This is a genomic window from Aquimarina sp. BL5 (assembly GCF_003443675.1).
Taxonomy (GTDB): domain Bacteria; phylum Bacteroidota; class Bacteroidia; order Flavobacteriales; family Flavobacteriaceae; genus Aquimarina.
The window spans coordinates 1273307-1299603 of record NZ_CP031963.1; the positions used below are offsets into that span (position 1 = coordinate 1273307).

A 26297-nucleotide genomic window follows, 5' to 3' on the forward strand; every position below is an offset into this window, starting at 1 on the left:
TATGCAGTACGGACAAATACTTTGCTAAAAGGAATTGCCCAAGTATTTTGCGATGGTATCGTGGAGAGTTACACTATCCAAACGCTGTCACGTTATAAATACTTGATCAAGGTCGCGAAAATTTTTTACAAAGTCAAATTTGAAGCGGAATTGCGGAATGTTTATCAGAATGGAAAACGGAGTATTATGTTCCCTGCACCAACAGATTATAGACTGATCTATAAATCCATAGGTTTGGGTAGCTCCGAAAAAGTTGGGAGTTTTTTTGCCTGCCAAAATAGAACAACTGAGATTTTATTTTTTAATTTTACGATAAATTAATCAAAAAAGAAAAGCACATAACACTATGTAAGAATGCATTGATCAAATAGTTTGTCTTCGCTATCGCTACGCAAACGATTTAATCAACGACGCTATCGCTCTTCTTACACTTATTGTTACCAGCAAGCAAAACAAAACGTAATTTCTAAATGATTTTATATAATCCAGAAAATAACATTTACGGAAACACACTTGAAATTCATTATTGGTTTGAGGATACAACTCATACAATGAATGCTGTTGTTCAGAATAGGTGTGAATATGAAATTTTAGGAATTATCAAGGAAGTTTCGACTCTTTTAGGAACTGAAATAACAATCGAAACTGAACCTTTTGGTGAAGGAGGTCTTAAAAAATGGTTGAAAGTTGTAAAAAAAGGAGAAAAGAAAAATGCTACTGTAACAAGTGCTGTAATAATAAGCTTAGTTACTGTTCTTTTAACAACTCCGATTGCTAAAATATCTGAAAAAATCATAGATAAACTATTTGAAGACACTGAACTTAATGAATTGCAAAAAGAGAAACTACGACTTGAGATAAAAGAACTTCAAGATAAATCCAAAAATGACATCGAGACTATTGATTTCAATAATGTCATAAAAAAGAAAAAATCTAACTTTTATGAAAGTTTAGATAAATACCCTAAAGTTCAAAAAGTTTCCTATCGTATTTCTGACGAGGAAAAAGTCAATTCAACAAAAGATATTTTCATTGAAAGAGTAAAATTTAAAAGTTACATTCTAACTTCTGATGACCTTGAACCTATTAATATAGAAAATGCTATTATAGAAATCATATCACCTGTATTAAAAAAAGGAAAATATAAATGGACTGGATATTTTAATGGAGAACCTATTCCATTTTATATGAAATCTAATGAGTTTAAAACATTAGTACAAACTGGGAATATTGAATTTAAAAATGGCTCATCAATCAATTGTCATTTAATAATACACAAGAAAATTGACAACGAAGGAATTGAAAAAATAGTTAAATACGAAGTTATTAGAGTGAATGAATATTTCGAAAACGATAAGCCAATTGAGACGAAAGAAGGACGAAACTATCGCAAAAAGAAAGAAGCAGATGAAAAGCAATACGATTTATTCAATGATAAAAACAAAAAATAGCCAGCTGGTAACACGGTGTATAAAACATAGCTAATAAGTGCTTAACCCAAAGGTTTATGTATATTTAGAAAGTCCGCCAAACTTTTAATTTGGCTTTAAAACTGAAAAATTAAATCAAAATATAAAAATTCGGCTCTGTGTTAACCCGAAAAGTTAGTGTCTTTTTGTACGCTACGTTTCATACATAGAACGTTATGCTCAATCGCTCAAAAACTTAATAATCTCAATGATAAAAATCAAGCTGAAACCGTCATTTCATAAATTCTCTTCAATTATATTGGATGGAAATGATATTGAATATGAAATTCACCCTAGACTCAAAGATCTGAATGGGCTTGATAAAAAAGACAAATTAACAACAGCGGAATATCTTGAATTAAAAAAATTAAAGTCTTTTAATGAAGAGGCTGAAAAAGAACGTTACTCAGCGAAAAATAAAATTCTGGACAGTAATATTTCGGAAAAGTTTAAAATAGGTGAATTGATTACTCAAATATTTGAAAAACCTCAAATTGATGAAAGAATAATTCTAGACGGAATAGGAATTGAATGCAGCCTAAATGAATTGGATTCGGAATCAAAAATAATTAAATTTCACTCACCGAATAATAAAACTAGAGAATTAGAAATCATCAAAAACCTATTTTTAATTCTCAACAATTGTTTTAAAAGTGGACCTGTTTTAAATCACATTGAATTAATTCAAGGATATTTTGGAATAAGTGAACAATGGAAAATCACAAACAAAACCCCATTAACTGTAAGATTATTTGGAAGTTTAAGCATTCATGAAAAAGAGCAATTAACTGACTTCTTTAAAACCCTAAACTCGAACGAATCTCTAATACTAGATCTTAGAAATTTAGATGGAATGGGATCCACATTTCACGAATGTTTTAAAGAGTTAGTCGCTAGAATGAAAGTTGTGTATTGGTTAATACAAGATAACGAAAATGAGTTGTTAAATCGACACTTTGATGAAATGGAAATACCGAGCACTTATATATTGAATAACAAAGAAGAAATAATCGAAAAAATAAAAGAGCATAACACTATATAACAAAACATAGCTGCCCTTTAGGTCAGCAACGTTTGTTATATTTAACGTTAGACAACATTAGAAATGAAAAGTAAAACTAACCTGAAATATTATGGAATAATTTTAATTGGAATTATTTGTTTTGCTCTAATTTATTATACCTATTCTATTGTAAGTTTTGCAAATTCGGACATTTTTAACGGATTGGATTACGTAGAAGTAAAATTTGACAAAGAATTGTGGACTAGAGATAAAGAAGAAAGATATGTTATGTCAAAAGATATAATTGAGAGTAAAATTCTAGTCGGACTGAATAAAGAAAATGTTATTGAAATATTGGGTTCTGATTATGATTCGTATTCTGAAAATACTATTTCTTATTGTCTAGGTTTTGTTCCAAGCATTAGCGGATCAGACCCAGATTTATTAGAATTGACTTTTGAAAACGGAAAAGTTAAAAGTGTTAGACAACACGGAACATAAAAACGTTGCCTAACAAGATATATGAAATCAGAGCAAAGTTTAGTGCTAGATCGAAAAGTCATTTCCTTTTTGCAGTGGCGCTAGATTTTTATAAATTAAACAAGAAATAAAAATGCACAGATAGATCGATTGGTTCAGGCTTGCTTGCCCTGCTCCGATTCATATATTTGGCGTTAGGTGCAATTGTCCCATTTTGATCTGACAATTTTTTCGAAGGGATACGCTGGTATTACGGAGTTTTATTCTGATATGCAGTACGGACAAATACTTTGCTAAAAGGAATTGCCCAAGTATTTTGCGATGGTATCGTGGAGAGTTACACTATCCAAACGCTGTCACGTTATAAATACTTGATCAAGGTCGCGAAAATTTTTTACAAAGTCAAATTTGAAGCGGAATTGCGGAATGTTTATCAGAATGGAAAACGGAGTATTAAGTTCCCTGCACCAACAGATTATAGACTGATCTATAAATCCATAGGTTTGGGTAGCTCCGAAAAAGTTGGGAGTTTTTTTGCCTGCCAAAATAGAACAACTGAGATTTTATTTTTTAATTTTACGATAAATTAATCAAAAAAGAAAAGCACATAACATTATGTAAGAATGCATTGATCAAATACTTTGTCTTCGCTAACGCTGCGCAAACGATTTAATCAACGACGCTATCGCTCTTCTTACACTTATTGTTAGGCTTTATTAATAACAAACTGAATGAATATACCTGAATTTCTATTTCATTATTACGAACTTGACAATGGGCCATTCTTAAATATTACTGAATATGGTTACGAAAAAGCTGAGAGTATCCAGAATAAAATCTCGGAAGGATGGAATAGTAAAAGACCTGAAAACTATCTTGATTTAAGATTCTCGTTAGAAAAGAGAATTAAGGAACAGTTTATTTTAAAAGGTGGACAACCTAACAGAAGTGATCCTTTCTACTTTACGTTAGGAGAATGTGAATGGGCAAAATCCTGGTATATAAATCCTGGTGTTATAAAAATACCGTTAACTGACTTCAAAGCGAACCATGTAAGTTTTACTTATCCTGACAGTATGGTATCATATCAATTTTATGATGAGCCCAAACTTGATACATATAGAAAGGATTGTAATGGGCGAGTTTTCTTATTGAGTGAAATAAGTAGTCTAATTAATGAATATGGACTACCATCTGAGGCAAAATCTCAAGCTAAGGAAAGTTTAAAATATGACAAATATATAGAAGTTCAAGTGTGGGATGATCAAATAATAAATGAATACAAAACAAAAGCCTAACAACATATATGTGATCATAACAGCCAAGTGAGCAATCGATTGGTTATTGTATTTTTGGCAAGGCGCAATGCTTGCAAAATGGAAAAGTTAGCAACCAATGCGCAGAAATATCGAAAAGTAAGGTAACATTTTGCCCAGCTACGACACATATATTAAACGTTGTGACTCATATCAAGTTGAAAGAAAAGTAAAAATTCCTAACTTTACATCATGGCAAGAAAAAATATTGTGGCGCCGATAACTGATGAAATGCGTGATGCTGCTGAAAAACAGATAAAAGAGCAGCAAACAGAAACGAAATATGATTTACGAGACTTTACTGTAGACTACATTGTTCAAGAATTTCAAAGTGGACTATTCTTCATACCGGATTATCAGAGAAAATTTATTTGGCCAGAAAAAAATAAGATTGGCTTCATAGAATCACTTTTTCTAGGACTACCAATTCCAATGCTATTTGTAGCGGATTTAGACGATGGAAGATTAGAAATTGTGGATGGAGCACAAAGAATTCAAACCCTTGAAGCTTTCCGAAATGACGATTTAAAGTTAAAGGACTTGAAATATCTTACGAGCTTGGAAAATTTTAAATATTCTGATCTACCAAAATCTTATCAGCGAAAATTTAATACAAGAGCTCTTCGAATGGTAATTCTTGAAGATTCTACGACTTTGGAAAGAAGGCAAGAGATATTCAATAGAATTAATACCAGCGCTATTAAGGCTAAACCTTCTGAGATTAGACGTGGAGATTTTGATTCAAAATTCATGCAATTCATTACAAAATGTTCCAAAGACCCATTGTTCGTTTCACTTTGTCCAGTATCCAAGCAACTTGAAGATAGAAGAGAACGTGAGGAATTAGTTCTTAGATTTTTTGCTTATTCAAGTGAATATAAGAAGTTCAAACATGATGTTGGTAAATTCTTAGATAAATTCTTAAAGGATAACGAAGATACATTTGATGAAAATAAATTAGCTAAGGATTTTAAGAATATGTTGACTTTTGTTGATCGTTATTTTTCAAGTGGTTTTGCCAAGAAAAAAGGCTATAAGTCTACTCCAAGAGTGAGATTTGAGTCAATATCTGTTGGGGTTCATCTGGCGCTTATGCAAAATCCCAATTTAGTTCCTCATTCCATGAATTGGTTAGATTCTAAAGAATTTAAAACACATACCACTACCCACGCAAGTAATTCAGGCCCAAAGCTTCGAGGACGTGTCGAATACGTTAGAGATGTATTATTAAAATAATTAAAATGCAAGACGTTTTAGACAACTTTAATGAGAGGGTTAAAGAAGTAGAGAAGTACTATAAAGTTCTTGAAACTTTAGATGACACTAGAACCGTAATCTATAAACAATATGCTAATAGAAAATCGATTGTTAGTCTGGACAACGATGCTTTGAAAATAATGAAATCTACTTGTTTTCTTATACTTTACAATCTGGTCGAGTCTACAATTAAAGAATCATTTACTGAGTTATATGATCAAATAAATAATGAAGAAACTACAATTGATCAAATAAATACAAGTTTTCGAAAACTTTGGATTAAACAACAATTTAAAAATGCTGATCCACTTTCTTCGAATCAAAATACTTATAGAGAAATAATTACTACAGTTGTTAATAGTATTTTAGACATGGAGTTTTTTACTCTTAATTCTAACCACTTACCAATAAGTGGAAACCTCGATGCTAGAAAAATAAGGGAATTATATAATAAACATTCAATTGATTTAAAAATTCATTATACTGCTTTAGCTGGAGGAGAGCTAAGAACTGTAAAGGATAAAAGAAATGCTTTAGCACACGGAAATATTTCATTTAGTCAATGCGGTCAAGAATATACTGTAGAAGATCTAATAAATATAAAGCGAAAGACTGTTACTTATATAAAATCATCTTTACGCTACATTAAAAAATACGCTGATGGAAACGGTTATGCAGTTTAATATTGGTTTAAATAGTGAATTTACTTCAAAATGGGTGACTCGATCTGAGCCTAAAACAACTCAATTCGATCCAGAGACTAGAGCATTTAACATTGTAGATCTTTTTTGTGGTTGTGGTGGATTAACTGCTGGAATAGTTGAAGCTTGCATTGATCAAAATATTAAACCAAATATAGCACTTGCTTTGGACTTCGACCCACATGCGCTGAAAGTCTATAAAGATAATTTCAGTTCGTTTTCAGATAAGATTCTCTTAAAAGACATCAGAGAAATTTTCCCAACAGAACTTAATGACACGAATGATTTTGTTTTAATTCCTAAAAAAGAGCCTATTGATTTGTTAGTTGCTGGACCTCCATGCCAGGGCCACTCCGATTTAAATAATTCAACCAGGAGAAACGATCCTCGTAATAATCTTTATTTATCTTGCTTAAATGCCATTCGAGAATTAAAACCAGATTTTGTATTAATTGAAAACGTACCTACAGTAATCCATGCGAGAGAAAAGGTAGTATCACGAACAAAAGAGGATTTAGAGGAATGGGGATATGAAGTACGTGAAGTCAAAATTGATTTTGTAAACCTTGGTTTACCCCAAACTCGAAAGAGACATGTATTGTTAGCCTCTAGAAAAAAAGATATTTTAGATTATATTTCTTTTAATAACTCAGATTATGATCAACCTAAATTGATTGACTTTATAAAAGATCTCGAATCTCGTGAACTGAACTTATCTACTTTTCATGCCTCTACCAAAATATCAGAGGAGAACTCTAAAAGAATAAATTTTTTATTTAAAAATGGATTGTTTGACTTGCCAGATTCCGAACGACCAAAATGTCATAAAAACGGTAATCATTCTTATAAGTCAAACTATGGGAGATTAAGATATGACTCTCCTGCCCAAACCATTACTTCTGGTTATGGATCAATGGGTCAAGGTCGATATGTACATCCAACTCAAAAAAGAACAATTACGTCAAATGAAGCCGCTCGAATCCAAGGTTTTCCGGATGATCATATTTTTTCTGGAGTACAAAGTTCAACTGCTTTAAGAAAAATGATAGCCAATGCGGTTCCTCCTCAGTTAGGTTTTGCATTAACCCGTATGATACTAGAAATGAAAAATAAAAACGAGTCACAACAATGGTAACCGTTGCACAAGTACTTAACTTTTGATGGGGTTGACATTAAAAATACTATTTTAAACCTCTTTTATTTTGAAAATGCTTGTTGAAATTTCAAAAATTTGAGTGCTTAAAATGAAGGCTAGTGTTTGTATTAAGACCAATTTTTCAAAAAAAAGAGGAGCAAGTGCTTTTGCTTCACTTTTTACTCGTTTTTCTGTGAATTTTAGATATTTCTTTAAATTATAAGCCATTGCCGATAGATGCATCACTTTGTTAGCCTGCTTTATGCCAATAGTGTTGATCTTGCGCAGTCCCATAAACTGGGTGAGGGTTCCAAAAACAGGCTCTACAGTACTTTGCCGTTTGGCTTTCATTACTTTGCCTTTGGGAGTGGCTAGTCGAGCATTGTTACGCTCATATTCCTCCCGATAGTAGGTTACACTAAATTTCTTTTCTTTAGCTGTTTTTCCCAAACAGCTAAGTGATAGTGGACAGTCTCTACATATTTTACTGGAAATACGGTATTCTTTCTTTAAGGTTTGGGTACGGTAGTCTTTGAACACTTTCTTGAAAGGTACTATTGCTCTGTTGGGACAGATATAATGATCTTCACTTTTTATATATTCAAAGCCATCTGGACCACCTTTGTAAGTGCCATGTGGTGGTATGTAACCTTTGATCTCTTTATTTTCTAAATAAGCGTACACCTCTCCGCTACTATATCCTGTATCTGCCAGTACGTTTTCTAATTGAAATCCTGACTTCCACAACCGCCGTTGAACACGATCTACAATGTCCTCCATATATTGACTATCCTTACCATCTGCATGATAAGCTTTGATGTCAGTAATCACATGATTTGCCGTGTCTACACTAAGTTGGCTGCTATAATTGAGTTTTCGAGCCTTGCCTGGCTTCACACTTATTCTAGCATCTGGATCGGTTGGACTGTAGTGTGTCTTGTTGCTTGTATAACGGCTACCCTTGTTATTTGCACCTGGGCGCCTGTCTTGATTCTTGCTCCAGTTCTTGTTCCTGGACTCAATACTTTTTAGTTCTTGTTTTGTGGCAGTAATACTTTGCTGCTCTTCACTGGCTTTGTTTTCCTTGGCTTTGCGAAAAACCTCTTGATCCCGATGGCTAATATGGCGTACAGCAGCTAAGTGTGCTTCTAAATCTTGACAAGGAACTTTTAACTCCAGACTATCCATACTGGCATTTGCTTTTACAGGTGCAGAATCTATCGCTTGGGTGCGCCCTTTTACCATACCCTTGCCGATGCACATCTCCAAAATGTGGATGAATACTTGTTCAAAAATTTCTTCAGGGAACAACTGGCGTGTCCTACTGATAGTCGAATGCCAAGGTAGTGTCTCATCAATGTCATAGCCCACAAAATAGAGGATATCCAAGCGCATACTACAGTGCTCGATAAGCTTTCTATCGCTTATAATATTTTCTAGATAACCAACTAAACAAAGCTTGAAAAACACTACAGGATCAATACTACGTTGACCACTTCTACCGTAATAGGTACTGGTTTTTTTATATAAAAAGTCTAAATGCAAAACACTCTTTAAACGATAATAAAAATTGGTCTCCGCTACACGATCACTTAAACGGAAATCACTAAACAACTTCTCTTGATATATCTTTTTTCCTTGCATATCATGAAATTAATCCTTTTTACTAACTTGTGCAACAGGCACAATGGCTATAATTAATGCGGACTTCGGGTTAAAACGCCAAGATCTGTGTATATTTATGATGTCGCAAAATCTTTGGGATTTTGCTTCGTGCAAGAAAAAAACAAAACAAAACCCAAAGCTTTTGCTTAGCGCGAGAAAGGAAATTCGCTGGATTTCCGCCCCGCACTAATCATAGCCGAACCGTTGTAAAACATTAACCAATCAGAACGCTAAAAACAATAATGAATTTAAAAAAAGTAGATTTAGGAGAAACTTGCAACGGAATGACTTGTGACTTTTTTACTCAAAATTTAAGAGACACTCATCTAATTGACATTCTTCATATCAAATTTAGCGGAAAATATAGACCTGGTTCAATGGGAAAATCTGAATTGGGATATATGACAGGGAATTATGAACTGGGAAAAGCTGTTTGGAGACCATTTAAAATAGTAATTGACATTAGCGAAGTGGATTATGAATGGGGAGATGATATGGAATTATTGCTTGACATATCTGACCCTAAATCTTCTTTGATGATTGTTGGAGATAAAAATAGGAAAGCAATATCAACTCTTATGTTTGGAATGGAAACAGAAAAAGATATAGTTGACAACAAATTCTTTTTTGATGATTTGGAAAAAGGAATTGAAAAATTAAAAAGAAAATAACGTTTTACAACAATGTATAATCGCAATTACGGCGGATTCGACTACGTCCGAATCCACTCGGAATTGCTAACGTCAGTGCCAAACCGAAAATTAAAGCATATTAACCCGTAACTGACGGTTATACGAAACCGTTACCTGCAAGCGCATAAATGACAAACGAAAGAAAAATACAAATAGCCGAATCATTCTCTGAAAAAAATATAGAGATGGAATTGGATATTGATTTATCAGAAAAAGAATTCGAGCTTCTTAAAAAAGGGGTATTTGCAGGAAGTATGGACGAAAAATGGAATATTTTTATTCTAAACGACTTTTTGTACTTGGCTAGAAATTGGACGGATAATTGTATTTACAAAGCTTCATTCAAGACCGAAAGACGTGGAATTAAAATTGACAAATTAAAAATCACTCGAAATACTGCTCATTATAAAGGCGCAGATTTAAAATCGGACTCTAACCTGTTTAAAAAATTACTACAAGGATATTTAAATCGAGAAGATCTATATAGAGACGATAGGATTGATCTACCACTTATAAAATCTATCCTCGAAAAATATAATGAAGACAGTTTAAGAAAAAGTATTGGTTCCCAAAGTATTGAATTGAATTTGAGTATATACAATTCTTTTAAAAAATCGAATTCTAAGTTTATGACTATTAACGGACTTAAGGAATTAACCAAAAACACAAAAAAATATAAACCAAATTACCAACTATTGAGCTTGCATATCTCAAATAAAGAAAACCCAAAGAAAGATGCAACAACATTTTTCTTCAATCAAGAGGGAACGGAATTACTCGGACAAATAACAATCGTTAGAAAAGCCAGCAGGTAACATTATATATGAAATCAGAGCAGAATTTAGTGCCAAATCTAAGGGCTATTTCCTTTTTGCAATGGCGCTAGATTTTTATAAATTAATCAAGAAATAAAAATGCGCAGATAAATCGATTGGTTCAGGTGTACTTGCCTTGCTCCGATTCATATATTTGGCGTTAGCACACATAAAACTCATAATGAAATACATAAAACTATTCTTTATACTGATTTTAATAGTCAGCTGTTCTAATGAAAAGCAAATTTCTGAATTTGAGAATGTTTTAGGAAAAGAAAACAGTAAAACTCTTACTTACCTAGTTTCTGATTTTGAAAATGATTTCTTAAAGAGGAATTATCCAGACTTAAATACCGAACAAGCCTATCACAAATTTTTAAATGAACTTGAAAACAATACAACTGGAAATTGGAAAAAAACATCTAAAAAAAGCAGAAAGGTATTTGACAATAGTAATTTAAAATTACAAGTATATGGAATTCCTGATTCTGTTTGGATTGAAAGAAATCCCGACACTCTAAGTCTTAATAATTCTGTTCCAAGGGTTAAGACTCGACGGAAGTTCTTAAAACAAGACGGAACATACTGGATTGGAATGTCTGAGTCTTCATTTAACGACCTAAAGTCTCAGAGTGACGATTCAATTATAAAGCTATATAAAAAATACAATGAGATCAATTATTACGGAAAATACAGAGCTGCTCTTAAATCTGTTGCCGGTCAAAGTGATTTTATTAAAGAATATTTGGATATGACAGAAGCTGCAGGTATTCTAGATCCAAGATTAATTGCTGCTGAAATTTTGAACAAGAATGTAGATGTATCGGATTATTTTGTTAAAAGACTAATTGTAACGGAAATAATATATTAAATACGTTTGCTAACAACATATATGTGATCATAGCAGCTAAGTGATCAATCAATTGGTTCTTGTATATTTGGTAAGGCGCAATGCTTGCAGAATGAAAAAGTTAGCAACCAATGCGCAAGAAAAATCGAAAAACAGGGTAACAATTTGCCCTGCTACGACACATATATTAAACGTTATAAGCAATTTCTCAAAATTTTAAGGTAACATTTTCTACAAATAAGACACTTAATTATAAATGATAAAAACTTAATGATGAAAAAAATAATTTTAATTATTTCTTTATTTGGAATATTTAGTTTGATTAATGCTCAGGAATACGTTGAATCTAAAACAAGTATTCCTTCTAATAATGCAAATAATGCTATAGGAGAAAAAAATGCAATTTGGAGAAACAATCAAATTGCTCCTCCAACAGAAAACAACTTTCCAAATTCACAAAATTGGTGGTCAATTTTTCAAACTCAATTTAATGATACTAGATATGACGCTCAACTAGCTTTTGGGCTAAACAGAGAAGATTTATGGTTGAGATACAATTTTAATGGTAACTGGAAAAATTGGAAAAAAATTATTCTTTCAGATTACAACGGGAATGTTGGAATAGGTACAACCACTACTAGTAATGGAATATTAACTGTAAATGGTGACAGTTATAGTACAATGCGTTTAGAAAATGATACTCCAAATAGAGAGGCTAGCATTAGATTCAGATCAAAAAGTAACTCTGGTGGAACGTTACATTCTGATATTTCTTTGTATGCTATAGGGAATAATCAAGGATACTTAGGATTTAAAGTTCCTCACAATAATACAGTTAATAATGGCTATGATATGATTATTAATCATAGTGGAAATGTCGGTATTGGTACAACTAACCCTGAATCTTGGAGATTAGCTGTTAATGGTAAAATTAGAGCAAAAGAAATCAAAGTAGAGACTGGATGGTCTGACTTTGTGTTTTTTGATGATTATCAACTACCAACTCTACAAGAAGTAGAAAATTACATTAAAGAGAATGGGCATTTAAAAGATATTCCAAGTGAAAAAGAGGTAGAAGAAAATGGAATTTTTCTAGGAGAAATGGACTCTAAATTACTTCAAAAAATTGAGGAATTGACACTTTATACGATCGAACAAGAAAAACAACTGAATAAGCAATCGGAAGAAATCGCGGAGTTAAAAACACTAGTTAAAAAACTACTCGAAACAAAAAAATAAAAGCTTATAACACTATATAACAAAACATAGTTGCCCTTTGGGACAACAACGTTTGTTATATTTACCGTTGTAACACATTTGAGAAAAACATTCTACATATCACTAGCGGTTTCAGTAATCCTGATTTCTTGTGTCGCTAATAAGGAAATATTTGAAGCGGAAAGATTCGCTGACTTCAATAGTTTGACGGTTCAAAAAGCGGAAAATATAGAAACAAATTTTGGTTCAAAAGATGTAACGCCAAGTAGCGGAGTAAGTATTGGAGAAAGTCTTTATCCAAATAAGAATAAACACAAATTAGCGACACCGAAAACGTATCAACGGATTGTAAATAATAAGTTTAATCTCGAAACGGAATATTTTTATACGGCAACTGATAGTTTGGTTAGAGTAATGATGTACGAATGGACAGAACCTCGCGGACAAAATCGATTTGACTCAAGCAGGAAAACAGACACAAAAAAGTTCCGAAGAAAATACGCTGGATTGAAAAAACAACTAAAATCAAAACTTGGAGAACCGAGTTTTATTGAAATTGCTTCAGATACAGCTAAATCAAACTTTCGTGATGGAATTAAATGGTTGAATGGAAATGAAAACAAGGCATATTTATTTATGCTTGGGAGCAATACAACTAATTATAGAAAAATACGATTAGTAATTTATCGTGAATAAAAACGTGTTACAACAACATATATGTGCTCATAGCAGCTAAGTGATCAATCAAAAGGTTATTGTATTTTTGGTAAGGCGCAATGTTTGCAGAATGTTAAAGTTAGCAACCAATGCACAGAAAAATCGAAAAGTAGGTTAACATTTTGCCCTGCTACGACACATATATTAAACGTTATCTACTATACATATTTAATGGAAATAAAATGTGAAGAATATAATCCTGAATGGCTAACTGAAATAGCTAAGAAACAAATCCCTGAGGAAATTGAAATAATAAATTCTATCCGAAATTGTACCCAAATTTATTGGGAAAGCAAAGCCTATGGATATTTTATTGAACCTAAAAATGCTAATCAGCCAAACTCTGAATGGCAATTTGAACAAAATATCACTTTATATGACAAAAAAAGGTGAACTTATATTGGATATTTTAACAGGAAAAAGAATAGGCGGAATTGAATTTTTAAAAAATTTAAAATGAATAACCTGAATAAAACATATCACAAAGGAAATTTTAGAGGTGGTGAATGGTCTAAACACCTTCGCCCCTATCTAAAAAGAGTTGGTAATAAACGTTGGAGGAAAACTGGAAAAGGATTATCTGAATCTGAAGAACTACCAAGTTTAAGAGGACGAAAAACTTTAAAAAAGAAAATAGTCATTCGTATTACTAAGAAGTTCTACGGTGATAAAGAATTTACACGTATTCGCAAGTATAGAAATATTAGAGACGCTAATAATGCTATGAAAAGATCAGATGCAGTTCGAGCGGAAATAATAAAAAAGTAGATAACACTATATGATGTGATCATAGCTGATTAGTGATTAATCGAATGGTTCTTGTATATTTAGGATGGCCAGTGATTTTAAAGCTGAATTAAAGTATAAAATCTGCGCAGAAGTGTCCAAGGTTAGGTAACAATTTGTTCCGCCACGACACATATATTAAACGTTATGGCGCATACGGTTGAACGGAAAAGCAAAACGGAATCGAGATGCTGGCTAACGGGACTCGCGGGTACAAACTGTCTATTTTTGGAGCAGCCTGCCCTACCGAATGAAAAAAGCGATAAAAAACCACGAAAACGGAGGTTTACGGAGTAAAATCGGATGAAAAATCGCTTTTTTGGCTATTCTGGATGAAATTGTGGAAAAATGAGCCCGTGATTTATTGGTTTGGTTCTGGAATAATCCAGTGGCAGCAAGACGATCGCAGAGAGAAAATAATAATCAATACGGAACAACAACGCAAGTAATATCGTCTCACTGCGGAGTATTTGCCAAGTACAGGCTTGTAAAAGTGGTACCCGCCATAACAAGATGTATGAAATCAGGGCAGTTTATGGACAACCCAATGATCATTTTGTGTTTGCAATGGCGCTGATTTTTAATAGGTTTGTATAAATTATAAAAAATAAGCGCGGCTGGATTGGTGGCAAAGGCTTTTTTGCAAGCCCCGATTCATACATGCAGCGTTACCATATATAAAAGAACATACTGAATTCAAATTTATGAATAAATGCATCTTTTGTTTAACCTTTTTATTTGGTTTTTTAACTTTTGGTCAGCAAAATGAGATTTGGTGGAATAGGGACTTGATTGATAGTATACATACAAAAAGATTGTGTACCGATTATCCAGGATTAACGAAAATTCAGAGCACTAAAGAAGCCCTAAACGAATCTGAAATTGTTTTTACCGGAAAAGTGGTTGAAATTATTCGAGTCGAAAAGATGGAGCCATCAGATTATGGAGAAGGAGAAAATGGAGAATCAATTCCAATTGATTTTCAGCCAATACAACATTACTGGTATATTTTTGAACCAAATAGGGTTTTTAAGGGCAAAAAAAAGAAGAAAATAAAAATTTATTCAAGAATTTTCAGCACCATCTCTCCGCTATTATTTATTGACAAAGAATATCTAATTTATGCTATCAAAGGTGAAATTCAAGAATCACCTTATATTTATTGCAATGGAAGTTCCTCACATATCGAACATGCTGAAAACGAAATTGTAGAACTCGAAAAACTGACAAAAAAATAACATATGGTAACATTATATATGAAATCAGAGCAAAGTTTGGTTCCAATCGAGAGGTCATTTCCTTTTTGCAATGGCTCTAAATTTTTATAAATTAAACAAGAAATAAAAATGCGCAGATAGATCGATTGGTTCAGGTATACTTGCTTTGCTCCGATTCATATATTTAGCGTTACAAGCAATGCAAAAACTGAGTTACATAATAGTATTTCTAATCTTTTCAAATTCTTTTTGTCAAGAAGCTAATTTTGTTCAAGTTAAAAAAATTGATGAACGAAATGAAACACTTATAGACACACTAAAAACAGAAAAATGGAATTCAATTGATGAACGGAGAAAATTAAAAATTCGGAATTATATTGTTGAACAAAACTTGAGAATAAAAAGTGATAGTTCATCCACAACCCAAATTTTGTATTACGGATTACCTGAAAAAATAAAAATTATCACATCTGATTTTGAAAAAACAATTAAAACAGAAAAACCATCTGAAAAATATTTCTATGAAAAAATGATATGCTATCCTGTTAAGGAAAAAGCATATGAATTGATTACGTTTGATCGAAATGATGGAATTAAAGAATTTAAAATTTATTTTACTGACTCAAAGCGTTTTGCAAATTTAAAAGTGGATACTAAATTTTCAGAGATTTACATTAATCCTCAATTCGATATTGAACTAGTTGAATTTGAGGAGGGGACATTTGCATCTGAATTAGATGAAAATGGAATTCCTAAACCTGCAAAAGAAAAATTGATTAAAATGGACGATGAAATTATAGTTGACCAAAGATATGCGAGAAAAAAGCAAAGCTTGTAACACGGTGTATAAAACATAGCTAATAAATGCTAAACCGAAAGGTTTGTATTTATTTGCGAAGACCGCCAAATTTTTAATTTGGCTTTTAAAAATGATAAATTAAAAACAAAATATAAAAATTCGGCTCTGTGTTAATCCGATAAGTTAGTGTCTTTTTACACGCTACGTTTCATACACAAGTCCGTTAGCCATAATGACGAAAATGAATGAATTAAAAATTGTCAACTAATGAAAAAAAATATAATTGTTCTGTTCTCACTTATTATTGTAATGAACACCTCTTTTGCTAAATGTAAGGCTGGAGGTATACAGTTTTATCCAGAACAAAAAGAAATTAGTTTGAACTCGAAATTTATAATTCAAGGATTTGATAAAAGTCAAAAGACCATTGAAAATCTAAGAAATGAAGAAATATTTCTAATAAGTGAACAAGGAGAAATAATAAATTTAGAACTCCTAAAAGTTTTAAAGGGTCAGAAAAAACTAACTCAAGCAATATTTAAACCTACAAAAGAGCTAAAACCTAATACACTATATTTTTTAAAACATTCCAAAGATTCTTTAACCGAGAAGAATAAATTCACAAAATGGAATTCAAAAAACAAAAAATTTGAAAATGTAAATTGGAAAACTACGAATCAAAAAAAAGCTGAATTACCTAATTCTGATCTAAAGATAGATTATATAAAAACGGAAATTATTTCTTATGGGTGTGGCCCTTCTGTAAATGCCGTATTTAATGTAAAAAACAAATCAGAAATCGAAATTTGGTACAAAACAGAGTTGGTTGACCTATCCTCTAATGAGAATACAATTTATTACATTAAAGCAAATAATGTAGATCTAAATGTAGGACATGGAATGTGTGCTGGAGCATTCAAATATAATAGAGAAGGAACATATAAAGTTAGATTTACTCCTACGAATATTGGTGGAGAATCATTATTTACCACAGAATGGATAACTTTTAACAGTCCATACATGAATTTAAAATAAACTATGGCTAACACTATATAACAAAACATAGTTGCCCTTTAGGACAACAACGTTTGTTATATTAAACGTTAGCAACAAGTACAAAAAAGCTCAACAGAAAAGAAAATGGAAAAAATTATAATCAGAAAAAATATTCTAAACGCAAAACGTGAATTAGTATGGGATACTCTTACTAACCCAAAAAAGACAAAACTATTTATGTTTAATTGTGAAGCTCATTCTGAATGGAAAGTTGGAAGTCAAATTAAGTGGAAAGGAAACTTTAACGGATATGAAAGTGGAGAAAAAGGAACTATTTTAGAACTGACAAAAAATGAGCGCTTAAAATACTCTTCAATTGACCCTAATTTTGGAATTGAAGACATTCCCGTGAATTATTTACACGTAACATATGATTTGAACGAAGTAGATGGAAAAACTCATTTGACAACTACTATTGAGAACTTTAATGACGACTCTGAAAGAATTGGACATATAGCAAAAGGTTGGGATAATGTAGTATTACCTGCGATTGAAAAATTACATAACCAATAGAAAAAAACCTGTTGCTAACAATGGTAACCGTTGCACAAGTACTTAACTTTTGATGGGGTTGACATTAAAAATACTATTTTAAACCTCTTTTATTTTGAAAATGCTTGTTGAAATTTCAAAAATTTGAGTGCTTAAAATGAAGGCTAGTGTTTGTATTAAGACCAATTTTTCAAAAAAAAGAGGAGCAAGTGCTTTTGCTTCACTTTTTACTCGTTTTTCTGTGAATTTTAGATATTTCTTTAAATTATAAGCCATTGCCGATAGATGCATCACTTTGTTAGCCTGCTTTATGCCAATAGTGTTGATCTTGCGCAGTCCCATAAACTGGGTGAGGGTTCCAAAAACAGGCTCTACAGTACTTTGCCGTTTGGCTTTCATTACTTTGCCTTTGGGAGTGGCTAGTCGAGCATTGTTACGCTCATATTCCTCCCGATAGTAGGTTACACTAAATTTCTTTTCTTTAGCTGTTTTTCCCAAACAGCTAAGTGATAGTGGACAGTCTCTACATATTTTACTGGAAATACGGTATTCTTTCTTTAAGGTTTGGGTACGGTAGTCTTTGAACACTTTCTTGAAAGGTACTATTGCTCTGTTGGGACAGATATAATGATCTTCACTTTTTATATATTCAAAGCCATCTGGACCACCTTTGTAAGTGCCATGTGGTGGTATGTAACCTTTGATCTCTTTATTTTCTAAATAAGCGTACACCTCTCCGCTACTATATCCTGTATCTGCCAGTACGTTTTCTAATTGAAATCCTGACTTCCACAACCGCCGTTGAACACGATCTACAATGTCCTCCATATATTGACTATCCTTACCATCTGCATGATAAGCTTTGATGTCAGTAATCACATGATTTGCCGTGTCTACACTAAGTTGGCTGCTATAATTGAGTTTTCGAGCCTTGCCTGGCTTCACACTTATTCTAGCATCTGGATCGGTTGGACTGTAGTGTGTCTTGTTGCTTGTATAACGGCTACCCTTGTTATTTGCACCTGGGCGCCTGTCTTGATTCTTGCTCCAGTTCTTGTTCCTGGACTCAATACTTTTTAGTTCTTGTTTTGTGGCAGTAATACTTTGCTGCTCTTCACTGGCTTTGTTTTCCTTGGCTTTGCGAAAAACCTCTTGATCCCGATGGCTAATATGGCGTACAGCAGCTAAGTGTGCTTCTAAATCTTGACAAGGAACTTTTAACTCCAGACTATCCATACTGGCATTTGCTTTTACAGGTGCAGAATCTATCGCTTGGGTGCGCCCTTTTACCATACCCTTGCCGATGCACATCTCCAAAATGTGGATGAATACTTGTTCAAAAATTTCTTCAGGGAACAACTGGCGTGTCCTACTGATAGTCGAATGCCAAGGTAGTGTCTCATCAATGTCATAGCCCACAAAATAGAGGATATCCAAGCGCATACTACAGTGCTCGATAAGCTTTCTATCGCTTATAATATTTTCTAGATAACCAACTAAACAAAGCTTGAAAAACACTACAGGATCAATACTACGTTGACCACTTCTACCGTAATAGGTACTGGTTTTTTTATATAAAAAGTCTAAATGCAAAACACTCTTTAAACGATAATAAAAATTGGTCTCCGCTACACGATCACTTAAACGGAAATCACTAAACAACTTCTCTTGATATATCTTTTTTCCTTGCATATCATGAAATTAATCCTTTTTACTAACTTGTGCAACAGGCACAAAGGCTAAAATTAATACGGGTTTTGGTGCTTAATCCAAAGTTTAGTGCATTTTTATTAAGTCCGCCAAATCTTTTGATTTGGCTTTAGAATAAGAAAAATTTAAAACAAAATAAAAAGTTTTGGCTAAGTGCTTAATCCGAAATTAAATACTAATTTAACCCCGTACTAACCTTAGCCGGAACGTTGTAGTTAATTAAAGTAAATTAGACATGAGTTACGATTTAGATTTTTGGAAATACAAAAAAGACACATACTTGAACAATCAGGAGGTTTATGAAAAATGTTCTGAAGAAAAAATTGTAGAGGGTTTAGAAGATTTACCAATCGATTCAATTCTAAAAGACGTTCAAACCGAATTTACTGATTGGAAAATGGAGGAAAGTAATATTGATTATGAAAATCCTAAAGGAAATGGAGCTTTTCAAATATTCAACACAAAGCAATTTGTTAGATTTGACTGTTACGGAATGGAAGGAGAAGATATGAATCGAATTATTGATGTGATGGATAAATATGATTGTCCTCTTTATGATCCACAAGTAACTCAAAGATTTGACGGAAAATAGAACTAACTACAACACGATATATGTGATCATAGCAGTTAGGTGATCAATCGAATGGTTCTTGTATATTTGGTAAGGTGCAATGCTTGCAGAATGTTAAAATTAGCAACCAATGCGCAGAAAGATCGAAAAGCAAGGTAACATTTTGCCCTGCTACGACACATATATTAAACGTTGTAGCTAATTCTCCACATAAAGAAACTCTATTAATTTCTTTTGCTAACGTTACGAAGTCCCGAACTTTATTGTGATCCTATGAAAGGCCGATTTTTAAACTGATGCATAATAGCTCGGGCGTAATTCTGGTTGAAATGTAAAAGCCTCTGAATTCGTGGTTCAGAGGCTTGTTGATAATTTCAGTGGTGGAACTGATTGCTCAGTTACCCCGTTCAGAATAATTTTCAAGTACAAAGTTACATTTCCTTAGGGTCATTTTTTATGAATCTTTAATTTTTTTAAAATGGAAAGAAAAATGAAACTAGGAATGGATGTGGTGAATTTCAATGCAGCAGGAATTGATATTGGAAGTCGTTCTCATTATGCTGCTATTGGTCAAGAGTTAGAAGATGTAAAAGAGTTTGGCGTATATGCTGAGGATTTGACTTCATTATGTGAGTGGTTTGTGAGCAACGATGTAACTACTGTAGCTATGGAATCTACAGGAGATTATTGGCAGAATCTATATACGGAACTTATTAGTTTTGGTTTTGAGGTAGTACTAGTCAATGGGAAATTCACTAAAAATGCCAAAGGAAAAAAGACCGATGTGAAAGATTGTAGATGGATACAAAAACTACATACTCTTGGGCTACTTACGGGAAGTTTTCTACCAGATCTTGTTACTGAACATTTACGAACATATTGCCGACAAAGAACAAATTGGATTGAACTTGCTTCATCTGCAACACATAAAATGCAGAAATATCTAAAACTACTGAACTTCAGATTGGATGTAGTAGTCAAAGATGTTTGCGGACTTACTGGAATGAAAATCATTGAAGATATCTGTAAAGGTAATCTTGATCCATATAACCTAGCAGAACATCGGCATTTTAACTGTAGAAAACCTAAAGAAGAAATTGCAAAAGCGCTACACGGTAATAATAGAGAAGACTTCCTTTTTGGATTGCAACAAGAGCTCAAAAGTTATCAATTCTTCCAAAGAAACATAAAAGCTTGTGACAAAAAGATTGAGCAGTTTATAAAACAAGAACTCAAACAATATCCCGAAAGAAAAAAACTCAAAACAACAGAAAAAACTTATAAAAGAATCAATAAAAATGCTCCTAAAATTAAAAATATGAATCAAATTGCTTTTAGATATTTTGATGGTGTTGACCTTTTTGCAATTGAAGGATTGAGTCATTCATCCATTCTTAGCATTATGAGCGAAATTGGACCTGAAGGTTTTAAAAAATTCCCTACTGCTAAACATTTTACCTCTTGGCTAAGGTTGGCTCCCAACAACAAAATATCTGGAGGAAAAATACTAAGTAATAGAGTGCCCAAAGGAAGTAACAGACTCAAAATAGCACTCAGGCAAGCAGCAAATGCTATTGGAAACTTAAAAGATACTCATCTTTCTGATTTTTTCAGAAGAGTAGCCTACAGGAAGGGAAGGCACTCAGCGGTAAGCGCAACAGCTAGAAAGTTGGCAGTAATAATATGGAATATGATAACTAAGAAAATACAATACCAACCGCCTAAACTATATTTATTCCTCGATCAAAAAAGAAAACTAGGGCTTGTCAAAAGAATTAAAAAACAAATCGATAAATTTGACTTAAAACCCGAAGATTTAGGGTTTAACAACAGCATAATAATCAATAAACAAAATTGACGTTAGTCAGAATTAAAACAAAAATTATGAAAAAGTATTTATATTTTTTTTCTATTTTGATTTCAATAACTTCCTGGTCACAGGACTTTGAAAAAATAACCATTCCCAATTTTTCTAACTACGTTGTTCCACATTTTATCGATTTGGATGGAATTTTATACTGCACTGCGAAACTATATGATTCTAATAATGGGTGGCAGAACTATATTGCCCAATATGATATAGAGCAAGGTTCAATAGAAATAGTGGATTATGATTTTTTCCGAACCCCAGAACTAAATCCTCTCTGGTATGATAGTCGATGGCAGAGCTTTACAACATTCTTTGAATATGGCAATTATATTTATTTTAGATTTGAATCTGAATTGTATAGAAAACAAAAAGGCACTAGCAATATAGAAACCTACTTAACGAATTTTGATTATTCAGGTCAAGTAGGGCAATATATTATTTATAGTGGTGCTACTAGTGATTTTAGTATTTTTAAGATACACGATTTAGAAACTAATCAGCAGATTGGTGAGTTTACTGCTAGAAATGCAGATGAATTTTATATCCACAATAATAGTATTTATTTTTTTGCAGAATATAATACTTCACCTAATGCAGACAATAAGTATAATTACATTTATAAATATGATTTAGCTACTAATTCATTAAGCACACTCTACTCTAGTATACAAGGACCAGAACACGCTATAGCTTTAGATCAGTATACTCGAATGGAAAAAGTAGGAGATAATCTAGTTTATAATGTTAGAGATAATTACAATAACATAATTTGTATCTCTATTAGCTTAAATAATGATTCTCTAAATTCTAATTTCACTTTTAATTATGGAAATCCAGAAACCCTTTATCTTTATTATGAAGATATGTTTGTTATTGATGGAGAGGTGTTTTTTAACAATGAGGAGAGCTTTTATAAGTCTGATGGTATCCAACAACCATCACCTATAAATTTAGATTTTGACAGTAAGTCTTTTACTTCCCTAAGAGGAGAAAGTAATTATTTAGATTATAATGGAAAAGTTTTTGGCAGTTATAACTCAGATGATTTTGGTAGAGAGATGTATTATACAGATGGTCGGTCAAGTTATTTACTAAAAGATATAATTTCAGGAGAAGGTAGCGGATATTTTGGAAGTGAACGTGTCTATAATAATAATTTATTTTTTTATGAATTTAGTACTGATTCTTATTATGTATCTGACGGAACAACAGAAGGTACTGAAAAATTATTTACAATGGAATCAGAAAACTTTGGATATGTCCAACATTATGCTAACAAAATTTTCTTTTTTGCAGAATCAGATACTAATAACGGTCTATATGTTTTCGAACAAGTTAGTTTGAGTACACCTGATTTTGATTTAAGTCTTAATTCCGTAACGCTCTGGTTAGATTCTACAAATAGTATTTTAAATTATCAAAGCAAACAGAAACCAACAAAAATTAAAGTTTTTGATACTCTGGGTAGAGAAATTAATGTTGGAGTAGATTTTAATAATAATACTATTAATATTAACCGTTTAGTAGGAATGCATATAATAATCTTCGAATTTGAACAAGGTAAAGTTTCGAAAAAAATTATATTAAAATAACTAGCTACAACAAGGGTAACCGTTGCACAAGTACTTAACTTTTGATGGGGTTGACATTAAAAATACTATTTTAAACCTCTTTTATTTTGAAAATGCTTGTTGAAATTTCAAAAATTTGAGTGCTTAAAATGAAGGCTAGTGTTTGTATTAAGACCAATTTTTCAAAAAAAAGAGGAGCAAGTGCTTTTGCTTCACTTTTTACTCGTTTTTCTGTGAATTTTAGATATTTCTTTAAATTATAAGCCATTGCCGATAGATGCATCACTTTGTTAGCCTGCTTTATGCCAATAGTGTTGATCTTGCGCAGTCCCATAAACTGGGTGAGGGTTCCAAAAACAGGCTCTACAGTACTTTGCCGTTTGGCTTTCATTACTTTGCCTTTGGGAGTGGCTAGTCGAGCATTGTTACGCTCATATTCCTCCCGATAGTAGGTTACACTAAATTTCTTTTCTTTAGCTGTTTTTCCCAAACAGCTAAGTGATAGTGGACAGTCTCTACATATTTTACTGGAAATACGGTATTCTTTCTTTAAGGTTTGGGTACGGTAGTCTTTGAACACTTTCTTGAAAGGTACTATTGCTCTGTTGGGACAGATATAATGATCTTCACTTTTTATATATTCAAAGCCATCTGGACCACCTTTGTAAGTGCCATGTGGTGGTATGTAACCTTTGATCTCTTTATTTTCTAAATAAGCGTACACCTCTCCGCTACTATATCCTGTATCTGCCAGTACGTTTTCTAATTGAAATCCTGACTTCCACAACCGCCGTTGAACACGATCTACAATGTCCTCCATATATTGACTATCCTTACCATCTGCATGATAAGCTTTGATGTCAGTAATCACATGATTTGCCGTGTCTACACTAAGTTGGCTGCTATAATTGAGTTTTCGAGCCTTGCCTGGCTTCACACTTATTCTAGCATCTGGATCGGTTGGACTGTAGTGTGTCTTGTTGCTTGTATAACGGCTACCCTTGTTATTTGCACCTGGGCGCCTGTCTTGATTCTTGCTCCAGTTCTTGTTCCTGGACTCAATACTTTTTAGTTCTTGTTTTGTGGCAGTAATACTTTGCTGCTCTTCACTGGCTTTGTTTTCCTTGGCTTTGCGAAAAACCTCTTGATCCCGATGGCTAATATGGCGTACAGCAGCTAAGTGTGCTTCTAAATCTTGACAAGGAACTTTTAACTCCAGACTATCCATACTGGCATTTGCTTTTACAGGTGCAGAATCTATCGCTTGGGTGCGCCCTTTTACCATACCCTTGCCGATGCACATCTCCAAAATGTGGATGAATACTTGTTCAAAAATTTCTTCAGGGAACAACTGGCGTGTCCTACTGATAGTCGAATGCCAAGGTAGTGTCTCATCAATGTCATAGCCCACAAAATAGAGGATATCCAAGCGCATACTACAGTGCTCGATAAGCTTTCTATCGCTTATAATATTTTCTAGATAACCAACTAAACAAAGCTTGAAAAACACTACAGGATCAATACTACGTTGACCACTTCTACCGTAATAGGTACTGGTTTTTTTATATAAAAAGTCTAAATGCAAAACACTCTTTAAACGATAATAAAAATTGGTCTCCGCTACACGATCACTTAAACGGAAATCACTAAACAACTTCTCTTGATATATCTTTTTTCCTTGCATATCATGAAATTAATCCTTTTTACTAACTTGTGCAACAGGCACAATGGTCATAGTTAATATGGGTTTTTGGTACCTAACTGAAAATGTCGAGATTTATACGAAGTCTACCAAATCTTTTTGATTTAGCTAAGTGCTTAATATATAATTAATTAATTTTAATTCCTATACTAACCATAGCCAAGGAGCTATGTATAATTAAAAACAGACGATAATGAAAACACCTTTTAAGGTATTATTTTTACTCTTCTTGATTTTTTTTAGTACGAAATCTTTTTCTCAGAAAATGGATGAATATTACGAATCGGTAAAAAATGATAGCCTGAGAGTTGGAATAGGAGAAAATGACTTTTTACCTTTCATTCAAAAAGGGTATACTCTAATGCTTCCTGAAAATAAGGAAATAAAAGGTGTGCTCATTTTCCTCGAAGATTCGAAGTATGACAAAAAGAACAACAGCTCAAAGCAGATGTATACTCAAGCATCGGAAAAAGACTTTGCAGTATTATCAGTTTCAACCGAAATTCCTCTTGACTTTTACTTTTCTAAATCATCCATGATTTCTACACATAAGCTAATTAAAGAAGTATTTTATAAATTTAATTTACCAAATAATAATATTTTCTTTTTAGGAGCAAGTTTAGTTGGACATAGAGCGATGCGCTATATCAAATTTATGAAAGAGAACGACTTAAAATTTCAACTTAAAATTAAAGGTATCGTAGCTTGCAATTTCACGATGGACTTTATAAGAAAATGGTATCAACATAAACGTGACATAAGAATTAACCGAATTGACCTTTGGGAACCAAAATTCATAAACTATCTATTGGAAACGAACTTGGGAGGAACACCAATAACCAATCCAGAAAATTATCACAACTTTTCATCGTATAGTTACTCTAATGAAAAGAATGAAAATGTAAAGCTATACAAAGACTATGGAGTTCGGGCGTATATAGAACCTGCTATAGAATATAAACTAAAAAAACAATTAAGAACCTTATACGAGAATAATTCGACAGACATAGTAGGCTTTCTAGCTGAATTGAGAATAAAAGGAAATAAAAACACCGAATTGATTGTATTACAACCTGGGGACAATCCATCACAAGAAAGGAATACTCAATCAACTTGGAACTCGATAAATAAAGATGAACTTATGGATTGGATTCAAAAGCAGACAGAAAAATAGCTACGCACAACAATGGTAACCGTTGCACAAG

25 protein-coding genes are annotated in these 26297 nt (G+C 32.7%); 22 read left to right on the forward strand and 3 right to left on the reverse strand.

The window, feature by feature from the left end:
- The first annotated feature begins 470 nt into the window (after positions 1–470).
- From D1818_RS05505 to D1818_RS05535, 7 genes are all read left to right on the forward strand, one after another.
- On the forward strand, positions 471–1451 hold the full coding sequence (locus D1818_RS05505) for a hypothetical protein (protein WP_118456787.1): 981 nt from the start codon (positions 471–473) through the stop codon (positions 1449–1451).
- A gap of 226 nt (positions 1452–1677) precedes the next feature.
- Positions 1678–2511 (forward strand): hypothetical protein, encoded by an 834-nt coding sequence (locus D1818_RS05510; RefSeq protein WP_118456788.1) that lies wholly within the window; start codon positions 1678–1680, stop codon positions 2509–2511.
- A gap of 63 nt (positions 2512–2574) precedes the next feature.
- Positions 2575–2973 carry a hypothetical protein gene (locus D1818_RS05515; protein WP_118456789.1) on the forward strand — a complete coding sequence of 133 codons (399 nt, stop codon included), beginning with the start codon at positions 2575–2577 and terminating at the stop codon, positions 2971–2973.
- A gap of 710 nt (positions 2974–3683) precedes the next feature.
- Positions 3684–4250: a hypothetical protein gene (locus D1818_RS05520; protein ID WP_118456790.1), complete on the forward strand. Its 567-nt coding sequence runs from the start codon at positions 3684–3686 to the stop codon at positions 4248–4250.
- A gap of 210 nt (positions 4251–4460) precedes the next feature.
- Positions 4461–5504, forward strand: coding sequence for a DUF262 domain-containing protein (locus D1818_RS05525; protein WP_118456791.1), 1044 nt, complete (start codon positions 4461–4463; stop codon positions 5502–5504).
- A gap of 5 nt (positions 5505–5509) precedes the next feature.
- Positions 5510–6208, forward strand: coding sequence for an MAE_28990/MAE_18760 family HEPN-like nuclease (locus D1818_RS05530; RefSeq protein WP_118456793.1), 699 nt, complete (start codon positions 5510–5512; stop codon positions 6206–6208).
- Positions 6186–7361 carry a DNA cytosine methyltransferase gene (locus D1818_RS05535; protein ID WP_118456795.1) on the forward strand — a complete coding sequence of 392 codons (1176 nt, stop codon included), beginning with the start codon at positions 6186–6188 and terminating at the stop codon, positions 7359–7361. The genes D1818_RS05530 and D1818_RS05535 overlap by 23 nt, the downstream gene beginning before the upstream one ends.
- 51 nt (positions 7362–7412) lie before the next feature.
- Here the strand turns inward: D1818_RS05535 and D1818_RS05540 are convergent, their stop codons facing one another.
- Positions 7413–9005 carry an IS1182 family transposase gene (locus D1818_RS05540; RefSeq protein WP_205487257.1) on the reverse strand — a complete coding sequence of 531 codons (1593 nt, stop codon included), beginning with the start codon at positions 9003–9005 and terminating at the stop codon, positions 7413–7415.
- A gap of 263 nt (positions 9006–9268) precedes the next feature.
- Here D1818_RS05540 and D1818_RS05545 point away from each other — a divergent pair, with 263 nt between their 5' ends.
- From D1818_RS05545 to D1818_RS05595, 11 genes are all read left to right on the forward strand, one after another.
- Positions 9269–9697, forward strand: coding sequence for a hypothetical protein (locus D1818_RS05545; protein ID WP_118456797.1), 429 nt, complete (start codon positions 9269–9271; stop codon positions 9695–9697).
- Positions 9698–9846: 149 nt separating this feature from the next.
- The gene (locus D1818_RS05550; protein WP_118456799.1) at positions 9847–10533 is read left to right on the forward strand and encodes a hypothetical protein; all 687 of its coding nucleotides are present in this window, start codon (positions 9847–9849) and stop codon (positions 10531–10533) included.
- Between the two features lie 181 nt (positions 10534–10714).
- On the forward strand, positions 10715–11404 hold the full coding sequence (locus tag D1818_RS05555) for a hypothetical protein (RefSeq protein ID WP_118456801.1): 690 nt from the start codon (positions 10715–10717) through the stop codon (positions 11402–11404).
- A gap of 252 nt (positions 11405–11656) precedes the next feature.
- A complete protein-coding gene (locus tag D1818_RS05560; RefSeq protein ID WP_118456803.1) occupies positions 11657–12622 on the forward strand; it encodes a pyocin knob domain-containing protein in 966 nt (321 codons plus the stop codon).
- Between the two features lie 78 nt (positions 12623–12700).
- Positions 12701–13297, forward strand: a complete 597-nt coding sequence (locus tag D1818_RS05565; protein WP_147406233.1) for a hypothetical protein — start codon at positions 12701–12703, stop codon at positions 13295–13297.
- 192 nt (positions 13298–13489) lie between these two features.
- The gene (locus D1818_RS05570) at positions 13490–13711 is read left to right on the forward strand and encodes a hypothetical protein (protein WP_118456807.1); all 222 of its coding nucleotides are present in this window, start codon (positions 13490–13492) and stop codon (positions 13709–13711) included.
- 63 nt (positions 13712–13774) lie between these two features.
- Entirely contained in the window at positions 13775–14086 is a 312-nt protein-coding gene (locus D1818_RS05575; protein ID WP_118456810.1) for a hypothetical protein, read from the forward strand.
- Between the two features lie 722 nt (positions 14087–14808).
- Positions 14809–15342, forward strand: a complete 534-nt coding sequence (locus D1818_RS05580; RefSeq protein WP_118456812.1) for a hypothetical protein — start codon at positions 14809–14811, stop codon at positions 15340–15342.
- Positions 15343–15520: 178 nt separating this feature from the next.
- Positions 15521–16159, forward strand: a complete 639-nt coding sequence (locus D1818_RS05585; RefSeq protein WP_118456814.1) for a hypothetical protein — start codon at positions 15521–15523, stop codon at positions 16157–16159.
- Positions 16160–16387: 228 nt separating this feature from the next.
- A complete protein-coding gene (locus D1818_RS05590) occupies positions 16388–17155 on the forward strand; it encodes a hypothetical protein (protein WP_118456816.1) in 768 nt (255 codons plus the stop codon).
- A 105-nt stretch (positions 17156–17260) separates the two neighbouring features.
- Positions 17261–17689 (forward strand): SRPBCC domain-containing protein, encoded by a 429-nt coding sequence (locus D1818_RS05595; protein ID WP_118456818.1) that lies wholly within the window; start codon positions 17261–17263, stop codon positions 17687–17689.
- Between the two features lie 78 nt (positions 17690–17767).
- Here D1818_RS05595 and D1818_RS05600 read toward each other — a convergent pair whose 3' ends face one another.
- Positions 17768–19360 (reverse strand): IS1182 family transposase, encoded by a 1593-nt coding sequence (locus D1818_RS05600; RefSeq protein WP_205487257.1) that lies wholly within the window; start codon positions 19358–19360, stop codon positions 17768–17770.
- Positions 19361–19613: 253 nt separating this feature from the next.
- Here D1818_RS05600 and D1818_RS05605 point away from each other — a divergent pair, with 253 nt between their 5' ends.
- From D1818_RS05605 to D1818_RS05615, 3 genes are all read left to right on the forward strand, one after another.
- A complete protein-coding gene (locus tag D1818_RS05605) occupies positions 19614–19970 on the forward strand; it encodes a hypothetical protein (protein ID WP_118456820.1) in 357 nt (118 codons plus the stop codon).
- Between the two features lie 457 nt (positions 19971–20427).
- A complete protein-coding gene (locus tag D1818_RS05610) occupies positions 20428–21807 on the forward strand; it encodes an IS110 family transposase (RefSeq protein WP_118456823.1) in 1380 nt (459 codons plus the stop codon).
- A gap of 26 nt (positions 21808–21833) precedes the next feature.
- On the forward strand, positions 21834–23411 hold the full coding sequence (locus D1818_RS05615) for a T9SS type A sorting domain-containing protein (RefSeq protein ID WP_118456825.1): 1578 nt from the start codon (positions 21834–21836) through the stop codon (positions 23409–23411).
- Between the two features lie 70 nt (positions 23412–23481).
- Here D1818_RS05615 and D1818_RS05620 read toward each other — a convergent pair whose 3' ends face one another.
- A complete protein-coding gene (locus tag D1818_RS05620) occupies positions 23482–25074 on the reverse strand; it encodes an IS1182 family transposase (RefSeq protein ID WP_205487257.1) in 1593 nt (530 codons plus the stop codon).
- A 211-nt stretch (positions 25075–25285) separates the two neighbouring features.
- Here D1818_RS05620 and D1818_RS05625 point away from each other — a divergent pair, with 211 nt between their 5' ends.
- Positions 25286–26266, forward strand: a complete 981-nt coding sequence (locus tag D1818_RS05625) for a hypothetical protein (protein WP_118456827.1) — start codon at positions 25286–25288, stop codon at positions 26264–26266.
- The last annotated feature ends 31 nt before the right edge of the window (positions 26267–26297 follow it).